This is a genomic window from Providencia sp. PROV267, from assembly GCF_028477825.1.
GTDB lineage: Bacteria > Pseudomonadota > Gammaproteobacteria > Enterobacterales > Enterobacteriaceae > Providencia > Providencia stuartii.
Genome location: NZ_JAMPLX010000001.1, coordinates 174579 through 186725, shown reverse-complemented (window position 1 = coordinate 186725; position 12147 = coordinate 174579). Strand labels below are relative to the sequence as shown.

The window sequence follows — 12147 nt, the reverse complement described above, 5'->3', positions numbered from 1 at the left end:
TTTTATTACTAAGGCTTTCTAGCTATTCTATTTTCTAACCTTTTACGTTGATGAACAGCTTATGTGAAATAAAAAAAGCCTCTAAAGCGAGACTGTTTGTTATTAGAAATTTTTAGTATTAGCAGATTAACTCCTTTTTTGCGCGCGCACAAATTTTATTACTAAGGCTTTCTAGTTACCCTATTTTATAACCTTTTACGTTGATGAATAGCTTATTTAAAATAAAAAAAAGCCTCTAAAGAGAGGCTGTTTGTTATTGGAAATTTTCAGTATTAGCAGATTAACTCCTTTTTTGCGCGCGCACAAATTTTATCATTAAGACCTTCTAGCTGTCCTATTCTCTAACCTTTTACGTTGATGAATAGCTTATTTAAAATAAAAAAAAGCCTCTAAAGAGAGGCCTATCATTTGTCAAAAACGTTCAATTATAATATGTTAATATATGTTTTGCGCGCGCACTCGTCGTTCTGATTTTATTACTGGCTGAGCGCATAAAATATCAATATCTAACTGAATATTTAATGTTTCTAAACAGCCTAAAATAAAACTTTCGGCAACTTGTATTCTCTCACGTATTTCCCCTTCCCGTACTTTATATTTCCGACCAATAGCCCGCTTTGAATAACCTTTAACATAATAGTCCTCAATATAACTACGTTCACGCTCCATACCAACAACCCCAAGTTTGGCAACACATAAATCGATAACCAAACCATCTTCATCACTACACATTGGCCTACTCTTGCTTGTTGATGTTACCAAATCACGAAAACCAGCGGAGACAGATGACCAACCTATCGCACCACAATGATCGCCATATGACCAACCACCCCAATATGTAAGAATTTGTTGTATGTTTCTATTCATCATTTGCAACCTACCTTTCCTACACTGTTTTTAACTAATAACCCAACTCATACTGCACCTTAAGCTCAGCTTTAGACGCTTTTATATTCAACTCACCAATAACAATATAAGTAGTATTAGACTACTAATATTTTTGTTTGTCAATTACAATAAAAATTGTATTATATCTAATAACAATAATTTTTATTCTTTATAAGAGGTTAACCTCATGTCACTAGCAAGCAGGATCCGGCAACGTCGGCAAGAACTAAACTTAACCCAGACTGAGTTAGCAGAAAAAGCGGGGATCAGTCAGCAATCAATCGAATCCATTGAAAATGGTAGAACCAAAAAACCAAGAAATATTATAGAGATAGCAAAAGCTCTTCAATCTCATCCTGAATGGCTACTCAACGGCAAAAGCATTATGCCAATATCCGAGGTCAATAGCCGACGAATTCCACTATTAAGTTATGTCCAAGCTGGGTTATTTAAGGATGCCAACCCGATCACTGACTATGAAGGGAATTTCGAATACATCTTAGTTGATGACGATATCAGCGCGAATGCATTTGCATTACGGGTTGAAGGCGACAGCATGACACCTGAGTTTAAAGAAGGTGACATCGTAGTGATTGATACCGAGATCTGGCCTAACCCAGGTGAATTTGTGTTTGCGAAAAATGGCGGGAACCAAGGAACATTCAAAAAATATCGGCCTACAGGTATTGGTACTGGTGAGTTTGAATTAGTGCCTCTTAACCCTGATTACCCAACGTTGAACAGTCACGATTATCAAATTTCACTCATTGGTGTCATGGTTGAGCACCGCATTTACCGCCGCAAAAGATAATTCTCTAGACCCCTCTCTTAACGCGTTTTCTCTGCAAACAAGAAAACGCGTTATCAAACACAGTAATTTTCTTTCTATTAAAAACAAGCAAATAGGTTACTCAACCGATAAATTACTACATTCATAGTTTACATTTACCATTTATATAGTAATATAACCATCGTAATACTAATTATACTGTAATAAAGTCAGCCTTCTTCAACCTAGGAGAACAAAAATTGAACGATGCATCAATAAAGGGATAGACGACTAACATGAATTTGCAGGTGAACTGTATTGGGTCGGTAATACCAGTGTTTAGTCTTGTAATACCGACAAAATCAAAGTTCAGTGAAAACATCTTGTTCACTTAATCATTTGAGGTTTTATGATGGATTTAGAACATATTATTAAAGAAAACACACAGTTAATGCGCCAATTAATTGCCATTTTACAGTCTAAGGGAGGCTGTTTTAACAACGATGATATTGAAAATAATGCACATCAATCTTTTGTTTACTCTCACACAGGTGCAACAGACTCACCTATAGAAAAAGATATTGATATTAATAGCCTTACATTAAAACAAATTATTGCATTATGTGTAATATATAAAGGCAATTTTGAGCAACTCACAGGATCACATATTAAGAAAATCAATCAAATATTAGATTTAAATACTACAGAGCAGCATAGGCAAATCGAAGCTTTACATATGACACTGGTAAATTTAGAACAAGTTACAAAATTGCCGAATATTGCTATTCATAATTTATGTATAGAAATTTTAGCAAATTGGGGTAACTTACATGGCATTGCTGAACGTTGTGAATTTGTCCTATCCCTTATCAGTTCTAAACACGTAATTGAAGATAAAACAATTCATGTTGACCCTAATATTCTATTTTCACAAGCAGAGAGCCTTATACTGCAATTAGCTAAAAATGGATATAGAAATGAAGCAGTGGAAATTCTTAATCAATTTAAAGCAAAAAAACTAAATCAAGTCGCCATAGAACATTTACCTGAGGTCATCAAAATAGCAAAAGGTATATTAAAAAATTAACCCTCTGCATTTTATCTCGTCGCAAAGATTTATTTTAATATTTAGGAGTTTTTATGGTGAATCAAAATAATGATAGTCCGCTCTACCTTAAAGTCGCTCGTGACGCGATACGTCTCGAAAGATCAGGTAAATACTTTGAAGCGTCCAAAGCATGGTCACAAGCTAATCGATTATCGCGTGTTTATCGTAACCAAATATGGTGTGAGCGCCGTGCTGATTTTTGTTATATGCAAATTCAAAGAGAAAAATATAAACTCATGGCTGACGATGAGTCTACAGAAAATTCTCTGATATGACACATATCAACAGTATCTTTCATATAAAAATCGTTTAAACAACTCGCTATTTTTAATAGCGGGTTAATATTGTTAGCTTTTTATGCCAGCTGTGAAATAATGTTTTTATCTTTACAATAATACAGGGGATTATCTCTGTTGTTATATGTTTTTATACTTTTCACAGCCTATTATCATGACTTTTTCAATAAACCTACTTATCCTTAAGTAGAATATATTTCCTTCGCAAAAAATATCGGGTAAATTATATAGATATAAAATGGAGTGATCATATGAACCCGATAGTAGTAAAGACAAGAAAAAATCTATTAAGATTACAAGCAAAATACCTAGCCCAAAATAAAGGTATTACTATCGATGATGCTTTTGATCTTTTATTAAAGCCTAACAATGACGCTAAAAATTCGCTCATATACACTCATCGTGTAAGAAAAGGTAGGCGGCAACATCAACCCTCTTCACTTTTAACTGGCTTACTCAATAAAACCTATGTAAGAGATTGGACAAAAACCAAATAATATTTCATCCGCCTATTAGATATGGTAACTAATAAGCTACTAGGGGGGTTTACTTAAAAGGAAGTATCAATGAGCGTATTAAAAAGGGTTGTTACAGGGAAGTACTCTCTCGCTGTTACAGTTTGGGGTTTTTGGCTATTTTTAGAGCTATGCAGCTCCGCCGTATTTTTACTAATGAAAAGTAGTGATGCTATTCCAATCAAAACACAGCTTTTTCTTATCTTTTTTCTATTCATATTTAAAACATCGTATTCTATCGCCATTATAACGGGCGTTTTTCACATGTTAAAAAGCAAAGTGACGATTTGGCATGTCGTTGTTATCCTGTTGTTAAGTGTTCAAATTATCTGTTTAATAATCGCGATGATAAATTGGTGTATGGTCGCCCTACCTGACATTATTAATTATCAGATATATGAAGAAAGTACTAAAAGCCTGTTTCAATGACAGGCTATAATTTAATACTGTCTGCCGGCATTAATCTGGCAATGCCCTAGGAATAGAGTATCACCTATTTGACTATGTTATTTCTATAAAGATTATATAGGCTCTAAATTCTCAAATTTATACAGTGCCCTCAATTTAAAAGGGGAACAAAAATAGTTTAACCCCATTGAAATCTTTATGCTTGAGTCTATAAATAGGCTTTGCATTGCTTTGATGGTGTCTTGTTGGGCTTTTATTACCCAGCTAATGAGTCTTTAGTGACATTTACCCCCCTATATGTTTTAATTTAACTTAAGGTTTGATGGTAAAAGAAAATTTTATGGGTTCATTAAAAAAGCTTGTTCAAGGTGAATATTCAATTCATCTTTTATTCATTATAATTTGGTATGTTGGAACTGCATCTATTCAATTTATTTTTGAAAAATACCCAACAGCTCATGGCATATATCGAATAGATACAATGCTTTATCTCTTTGCGACTTCAAGATTTCTTCAAGCTTTATTATCTTTAATTGCTTTTGTTGGTATTTTTTCGACACAAAGGAAGCAATTAACAAAAGTAGGGATGATTTATTTAATTATTATCGCACCAGCGTTATCCTTTTACATCGCCTCGTTTTATGATCTCATAATATATATCAATGCTGGTGATTGTGAGTCATCACCTTGGTGCATGAGGACTTACTTTACTAAATAGCAGGCATGATGATATTTGTCTGATCTTCGTTTTTACACAGCCAAATCAGATTATCAGAACATTAATTTAAACTTATCATATTGCAAAAATCTGATTACACCATAATAAGTCCATCAACGACCAAGAGGATATGCCACCAAAAGACAATGGTCATGAATAACGTTGTCAATTACACACACCAGATAATCTCGAGGAAAATGGTGAATATTCAGCTAGGTATTGATGTGTAATTTATTTTCTAGCATTTTCTTTCGCTTTCTGATGAATTTTATCTTTCATTTCTTTTGTTATTTTTTGGTAAGTTTCTACAGTGCCATCATCAGAAACAGTATTCATAAAAATATCATCACCTCTTTTTTTAATTGTCACAGATACTTTTACAGGCTCGACCTCACCAAAATCTATTGGTTCTATTTTTCCATTGATTGTATAAGTCATTTTGGTCACTTTTTGCGTTAACACGCTAGAATTCGGGTCAAATTTCCACAAAGATTCTTGTTTTATTTCTTCTACATTATCACCTAGTTCAATCAGCAATGCATCTCTCGCAACACCATTCGGAGCTAGGATCATCAGTTTAAGAATTCTTACTTCGGGTGTATTATTTGTATCAAACCAATAGCCATATAAATCACTTGTTGAGTATGGTTGCGGGAGCACGTCAATTTTTGTCTTTTTTTCCGCTGTTTCATTTTCACCAGCCATACTGACACTGGTGATACAGAAAAGAGCGCATAGCATAACAATCAAAGAGAATATTTTTTTCATTATTTAAATACACAAATTTATTTATAGAGCCTTAGTCGCCAACAAATATCGACTACACCTCAAACAATCCATTTTTATCAAATCTTAATGTGCTGTAATAGGACAGATCATTAAATAGCTTTCCATTACCAAGAGTTGTCATTCCAGCTTTTTTCTCACAGTCACCATCTTTAACAAAACTCACGCTATCTACTCTTCATTTCAAGCCGAACGGAGCATCTGGTTTTCTGCCGCAGCCTACCAATAATGCAATCAGAGCAGCTGCCACGAATATTTTTCCATTATTCGTACTCTGCCCCTGAAACTATTTTTTGACCATTGGCACATTTAGCTACCACAAATCCATCATTTGCCCACATTTTTACCACATATGAGTCTGGGCTATTCTGAATTACTTTAACGGGATATTCACCAATTAATTGATTATACATCTTATTGACATCTGATTTGCATGGCGAAAATGGCATAGTGTCAGTTCCAAGTATTTGCTCATATTTTTCTTTTGGCGGATTGCCTGAATCTACAAGTTTATTTAATTCCTCCTTTGTATAAGATGTTCCTGCATAAACGCTAAAACCAATACAAGATAAAACAATTGCAATTATTGACTTTTTCATCATCCCATCCTCACACTCAGTTTTTTATTAATTTAATTGATGTTATACCGAAAGCAGCGTAAAACAAAGCAAACAATTAGGTACAAAAAACCTGCCGGAGCAGGTTATTCACTAGTGCTTGAGCTACCAATTCACTTGCTATTCAGAAAATTACTTACTAAATGCAATCAAAACAAAAATAGCAAGAGGAGGTGTGATGACCACATCTGCTACAACGGTAAATGGTGTAGCTATTATCTTTGCAATCAAATTACCTGCATTAAATGATTTCTGTTCTTCGGAAGCATACAGTTCAACAGTATATAATTCATTTAGTTTTGCATTGGAAGTTACTGGTAAGCTTATATCATTCCTATCAATAATATACCCTTTAATTGGCACAGTTCTTACCCAAGATGATTTATCATTTCCTTGTGTCCTATTCTTAAAGCCTGCCTGCTCTAAGGCCTTTATTTGTGCGTCAGTAAATTGAAATTTGGGATCTGTGTATACAAAGTAATTCTGCATAAATTCGATCGGTGATTGACTGTTGCTATTGGGAAGTATTTTAATTCGAATTATTCCCTTGGGATTATCAAATGCAGTTAATGGGATTATTTTCACTAATTCATTTAACTCCATTAATTCAGAAGAGCCACTGGTTAATAAATAGGCGTACTTTTCTCCTATAAAACCGAATCCAGAATCCGGAAATTTGATATCATTTATATCGTTTTTTGTTGTTTTACTTTCAATTTTAATATTTTTATATTCAAAACTGGCAATTATTTTATCTGTTAACTTAACAACATTTTGTGATTTGGTTTCGACTGTTGGGTTATCTTCCCAAAAGTTTTTTGTTAAACATCCCGTAGAGCTTAAAATCGATATGCTCAAAAAACACGCTAGTAATTTTTTCATTCCATTGCCTCAATAAGTTTAGCTTAAGTTCAATGAATATTAGGGCAACGCCTCACTTAAGGCAATAAAAAACCCACCGAAGTGGGTTCATTTGATTTTACCATGACAGTGTTTATATTTTATATCCATTATTACAATCGCAAAGGCTGTTTCTATGTGGAGAGAGTTTTTTTCTTTTCACCAAAACGCCATTTTGTGGCTGCCAATTTGGTATTGTAATTTTCTTTACTATCTCACTAAAGCCAAGAATTTCAGATGCGTGTATAACAAACCCTAAATTTAACATTGTACTATTGGTAACTTTTGCATTTTCTTGTGCGGGTATGTCCACGCCACATTAATTGAGACACACTAAATTAAAGTTTTCTAACTGTTTACGATAGGCCTCCGGAGGGAGGTGATTTAAACTTTCGTGCGTTCGGTTTTGGTTATAATCTTGCTGCTAATACCACGCTAATTCTCTAACTTGACTCAATGATTCAAATAAATACGCATTTAAAAATTCACGATGGAACGAGCCATTAAAACGTTCGATAAAGCCATTTATTGCGGTTTGCCCGGTTGAATATGGCACAGTGACGCAGCCATTCAATAATCTAGATACTGTCAAACCTAATAAGATGTGCTTCATTCCTATCCCCACATCAACTTAGAGGAGCCTTTCCCCATAGCCTATATGTTATATAGTGCAATGGGGAGCAAATCGTTATTTATTCTTAGTGGAGTTACTCCAGATCTTTATCAAAATAATCATCTAATTTACTCACATGCTCACAGCGACTTTCAAACCCATTAGGGATACCTCCATTTCTCATCCATTTTTCGCATGACGCAGCTACTTTTCCATAGGTATATGCCCCTGTCATTGCTATGTATACAAACCTTTCACATTTTTGTTTATCATTCTGATCGTCACATATCAGCTTTTTCATTTCTTCCATTTCATAAACGCCACCAACACCTCTACCTTCAGGTGCTAGTACAGTTGCATTTGCAGGAACTGATAGCAATGAACCCAATACAAAAAAACTGCTTAATAAGATTTTATTCACGTTACCCCCTACTTGTTTTAAGCCATGGTAACTAACGTAAAGAACAAAACAAAGCAAAAGACCTCAGTTAAGAGGCGTAATATGTGATCTGGATTGCAAGCCCATCCTTGGGCTATGTGTGGTTAGGCTACGGCTTTGTATTCTTTATCGTGAATAACTAATCCATTCCAATTCTTTTTCATTGGTAACTCACCTGCAAGATAAAGCTCATAAAGACGTTTAGCACCTTTCTTCAATGATACAGGCTGATATTTGATGAATGGCTCATGATCGTGAGGATTAATTTCACTCTGATTTGGTCTCGTGATATAACCAGCTGCGTTCTGCTAGCCACATTTGGACCTGTTGAGTATTTACGCCATTAAGCATTTTACAGAATTGTGTTGGTGTCATGCCTTCTTTGAACAGATTTGACATGCATTCAACTTTGTTGTTCAGTTCTTTATTAGTGTGTTCAAGTACAATAACTTTTTCTGAATACGTGAGTACTCCACACTAAAAAATGGATTAATACTGGACGGATAAGCGGGTCTCGCAAAGACCCAAAAAAGAAAAAGCCACCTTGGCCATTTGCTAGAGCAAACTGTATTAAAGCTTTGAATGACAGCATGCACAATAACACTGAAAGTGTGTAAGAAGAGGAAATAAGATATCAATCTTCCGAAGGGGTAAGATTGGTATGTGAAGTGGCATTGTTAATTTGCTAAAGCCATTGGCGTCGCGTTAAACGATACTGCGTGCAAGGTTCTTCGCAGTTAGATTGGGAACCATCATAGGTATGTGTTTGTGCATAAGGAGGCGAAAAATAGAGCGGATGGAACATTAACGCCAGCAGTGAGAAGGTATGCTCATTTAGCGCCGAATCATCTAACTGAACATGCAATGAAGATAGACGAGCTAATGTCACACGATGACACAAATATGGCACAACCGCTATTAAGAGCCTTGTAATTATGCACACAAATAAAAAGAAAAAACCCGCTATCTGGTTGAGAGATAACGGGTTCTTATTTGGTGCCGGCTACCGGAGTCGAACTGGTGACCTACTGATTACAAGTCAGTTGCTCTACCAACTGAGCTAAGCCGGCGAATTTGGCGGAAGGATAGAGATTCGAACTCTAGGATGGTTTCCCATCGGCGGTTTTCAAGACCGCTGCCTTCGACCGCTCGGCCATCCTTCCATGGGGCGCGATTATGGAGGAATCGGCGCAGCTTGTCTACCCCTGAAAGTAAAAAAATTGATTTTTTCGTTCTGTTTGGCTAATCTTCACTCAATTGTTCTCTATTTCATAATAAAAGTGCTAATATCTGTGCAAAATCGGTGTCTCAATTTTTCATAGGCGTATGATTTTTAGTCAATTAATATATTTTTGCCGACAGGACAGTTCACCACAATATGTACAGACAATCTTTGATAAAAACCATTTTACTCTCACGCCTATTTTACGTCTTTATTCTGCTACTTGTCGTGATGCTCTCGCTGTCGCTATATAATTCGTATCACTCGTGGCTACTTAGCCGCCAAGCCTCCTTGAATACCATAGCGAAACAATTGGCCTACCAAATAGAGGATTATCGTTACCAAGCTAACTTGATGTATAAACAGGTTAACGAAAAACCAGCCACTACAAACTTAAATACGACACCGGCCTCTCCTGCCCGTATTACGAAAATTCGTCATGACGTTTATTGGCTAGGCAGTACAAATCAAACCATTGATGCAATTTTATTTGGGAGTGATAGTGAGCGAAATAACTTATTAGCAACAAAATTAGCTAACTACATGGAAATCGTCTGGGGGGCGCGAAATGAATATAACTCGATGTATTACCTCAATGGCACTGATAACACGCTGATCTTGGTCACCACGCACTCTATATTAAAGCCCGAGTTACGTTATAAAGAGAGCTATCTGACAATGACCGCTGAAGAAAAGCGTACAGATATGCTAACTCAGTCGACACTCTTAGATAGAAGAGAGATCATTTCTAACCTACAAAAGCTGGCACCTGAGAATATCTATTATTATACCTATCGTCTGATGTTTAATTCACCTGGCCAATTAACCAGCGTGATTTCGTTTGATATATCGATCAACTCGATACTCCCAACAAACCTGAAAGGCGATAATATCTCGTTATCGCCACGTAATAATGATACCGCTAAAGGAACAAATGTTGAGGTGCGAGGAACGAGCTTAGTTTTCGCACAGCATATTGAAGGTAGCAACTATCAAGTTTATTACCGAGTACCGTTAAAAGACCTGATTGTCGGTGTTATTGGCTATAATATATGGCTGCTTACTTGTATGGTTGTCGTGATATTGCTTGTCTTCTTTACAAGCGTCTTTATCCGTAACCGGATCATTTCACCGAACTCAGTCATGCAACACCAATTAGAGCTTCAAGAGACACTGAATAACGATATTATCAATAATATTAGTTATGGCATTCTAGTGTATGATTTTACATCAAATAAAAAATTACTGAGTAATAATGTGGTAAACGCCTTATTGCCTTCGATGGATCTCAACCATATTAAAGAATTGGCGACCCATAACCATGATATGATCCAAATCTCGATTGAGAATAACGTTTATGAAGTTATCCTTGTCAATATCAGTATGCTAGAAGATACTTATCTCTTCATTATTATTGATAAAGATAAAGAGGCATTAACTCAACGCCGACAAGAGATGGCTAATCGCGAATATAAGAAAAATATTCAACTGAGAAAAGTGGTGTTTGAGAACATGCAACATGAAGTTCAACCTTCATTAACCGAGCTGAATAAAGCGGTGGGTGGGCTGATTGAAGCTTCTGAAGATGATAAGCACGAATTTATTGATACGATAGTCGCCCAAACGACCCATATTAATCGTTGGTTTAATAATATTAACTTATTAAACTCCTTAGAATCTTCCTCTGGAAAACTACAAACTGAAAAAATCTCGGTGAGTTTGCTGCTTACTCAATTCTTAAAACAAAACCTTTTCCGCCTTAAAAATAAAGGGTTATCGCTCTACTTCTATAATAATATTAATCCAGATTCTCTATTTTCATTAGAGCCGACCTACTTAAAACATCTATTGCAGTTAATCCTAGAGTATTCCGTTGATACCACTGCATTTGGGAAAATTGCCGTTAGCCTGAATTATCAGGAAGATAAAAAAACCATCATTATTGATATTAAAGATAGCGGTATGGGCCTGACAAACCAGGAGTTAGCCAATATTCAGCATCCATTCTCAGGGCAAGTATTAAACGCATCACGGTTTAACCGCTCAGGGATCACCTTATATTTATGCAAGGCTATCTGTAAAAAGATGAATGGCAGCTTTACCGTTAAAAGCAGCCCTGCAATAGGCTCTCACTATCAATTAACTTTACCTACAAAATCAGCAATCATTGCCGATAGCTATCCTACATTACTCGAAGATATTCATATTCGTTTAGCAATTCACAATATTGATACATCACGAATTGTCAGAAATATCCTATCTAATTATGGTGCAGACTTTTTAGATTTACACGAAAGTTCACCGCATACGGATTGGGATCTATTGATAACAGATAATGATGATAATCAGTTTAAAAACATAATAAAAATTTCTGGAACAACGTCAGGTGTCAACTCAATCACACCACAGCACATAGAAGTTAACTATAACTTTGCAGATGAGCTGATTGATGCTATATCTTTGCTTATTGAAAATGCACAAGCCGATGATGACGAGTTGGCGTCGGTGGTCGGAATTCCACTTTCCCAGCACGATACGACACCAACAACTGATGAATCGATGGAAAGCATACTTCAAACTTATCAAAATATTTTATCAAATAGCGATTATAAGGATTTGTTTATAACAACAGTTCCGATAGATATTAATAAACTGTATACTAGTGAAAGTCTTGAGGATTTGGCCGAATTGAAAAACACAGCACACCGTTTAAAAGGAGTTTTTGCTATGCTAGATTTTAGGTTCCTTCACAAGCTTTGTGAAGATTTGGAACTTTACATAGCAGAAGGAAATAGCTTAAAAATAAGTAATTGCATTAGAGAGCTGGATGTTTCAGTGGAAAAGCTAATGCCAAAAGGTAACCAATAA

The 12147-nt window shown here is 35.6% G+C and carries 12 protein-coding genes, 2 tRNA genes and 2 pseudogenes; 8 read left to right on the top strand and 8 right to left on the bottom strand.

Annotation, left to right across the window (positions count from 1 at the left end):
• Positions 1–435 precede the first annotated feature (435 nt).
• A complete protein-coding gene (locus PR709_RS00805; RefSeq protein WP_004921028.1) occupies positions 436–870 on the bottom strand; it encodes an antiterminator Q family protein in 435 nt (144 codons plus the stop codon).
• A gap of 205 nt (positions 871–1075) precedes the next feature.
• Between PR709_RS00805 and PR709_RS00800 the strand changes: the two genes are divergently transcribed.
• From PR709_RS00800 to PR709_RS00775, 6 genes are all read left to right on the top strand, one after another.
• Complete coding sequence (locus tag PR709_RS00800; RefSeq protein ID WP_004921030.1) at positions 1076–1699, top strand: LexA family protein; 624 nt, start codon at positions 1076–1078, stop codon at positions 1697–1699.
• Between the two features lie 367 nt (positions 1700–2066).
• Positions 2067–2744, top strand: coding sequence for a hypothetical protein (locus PR709_RS00795; protein ID WP_141173750.1), 678 nt, complete (start codon positions 2067–2069; stop codon positions 2742–2744).
• A gap of 53 nt (positions 2745–2797) precedes the next feature.
• On the top strand, positions 2798–3040 hold the full coding sequence (locus PR709_RS00790; RefSeq protein WP_004921036.1) for an ANR family transcriptional regulator: 243 nt from the start codon (positions 2798–2800) through the stop codon (positions 3038–3040).
• 272 nt (positions 3041–3312) lie between these two features.
• Complete coding sequence (locus PR709_RS00785) at positions 3313–3558, top strand: hypothetical protein (protein ID WP_004921037.1); 246 nt, start codon at positions 3313–3315, stop codon at positions 3556–3558.
• Positions 3559–3627: 69 nt separating this feature from the next.
• Positions 3628–4005: a hypothetical protein gene (locus tag PR709_RS00780; protein WP_004921039.1), complete on the top strand. Its 378-nt coding sequence runs from the start codon at positions 3628–3630 to the stop codon at positions 4003–4005.
• Between the two features lie 319 nt (positions 4006–4324).
• A complete protein-coding gene (locus tag PR709_RS00775) occupies positions 4325–4702 on the top strand; it encodes a hypothetical protein (protein ID WP_230084763.1) in 378 nt (125 codons plus the stop codon).
• A gap of 231 nt (positions 4703–4933) precedes the next feature.
• Here PR709_RS00775 and PR709_RS00770 read toward each other — a convergent pair whose 3' ends face one another.
• From PR709_RS00770 to PR709_RS00750, 5 genes and pseudogenes are all read right to left on the bottom strand, one after another.
• The gene (locus tag PR709_RS00770; RefSeq protein WP_230084764.1) at positions 4934–5407 is read right to left on the bottom strand and encodes a hypothetical protein; all 474 of its coding nucleotides are present in this window, start codon (positions 5405–5407) and stop codon (positions 4934–4936) included.
• Positions 5408–5751: 344 nt separating this feature from the next.
• Entirely contained in the window at positions 5752–6087 is a 336-nt protein-coding gene (locus tag PR709_RS00765; RefSeq protein ID WP_014656243.1) for a hypothetical protein, read from the bottom strand.
• Between the two features lie 150 nt (positions 6088–6237).
• Positions 6238–6987, bottom strand: coding sequence for a hypothetical protein (locus PR709_RS00760; RefSeq protein WP_004921052.1), 750 nt, complete (start codon positions 6985–6987; stop codon positions 6238–6240).
• 337 nt (positions 6988–7324) lie between these two features.
• Positions 7325–7566 (bottom strand): annotated as a pseudogene (locus PR709_RS00755) (integrase core domain-containing protein); the annotation flags it as partial.
• 146 nt (positions 7567–7712) lie between these two features.
• Complete coding sequence (locus tag PR709_RS00750) at positions 7713–8039, bottom strand: hypothetical protein (RefSeq protein ID WP_148493752.1); 327 nt, start codon at positions 8037–8039, stop codon at positions 7713–7715.
• A 705-nt stretch (positions 8040–8744) separates the two neighbouring features.
• Between PR709_RS00750 and PR709_RS00745 the strand changes: the two are divergent.
• Positions 8745–8990, top strand: a pseudogene (locus PR709_RS00745) (hypothetical protein); the annotation flags it as partial.
• 61 nt (positions 8991–9051) lie between these two features.
• Here the strand turns inward: PR709_RS00745 and PR709_RS00740 are convergent.
• Together PR709_RS00740 and PR709_RS00735 are read right to left on the bottom strand one after the other, a co-directional pair.
• Positions 9052–9127: transfer RNA gene (locus PR709_RS00740), tRNA-Thr, on the bottom strand.
• Between the two features lie 5 nt (positions 9128–9132).
• Positions 9133–9220, bottom strand: a tRNA-Ser gene (locus PR709_RS00735).
• 215 nt (positions 9221–9435) lie between these two features.
• Here PR709_RS00735 and rcsD point away from each other — a divergent pair.
• The gene (rcsD, locus tag PR709_RS00730) at positions 9436–12147 is read left to right on the top strand and encodes a phosphotransferase RcsD (protein WP_040133281.1); all 2712 of its coding nucleotides are present in this window, start codon (positions 9436–9438) and stop codon (positions 12145–12147) included.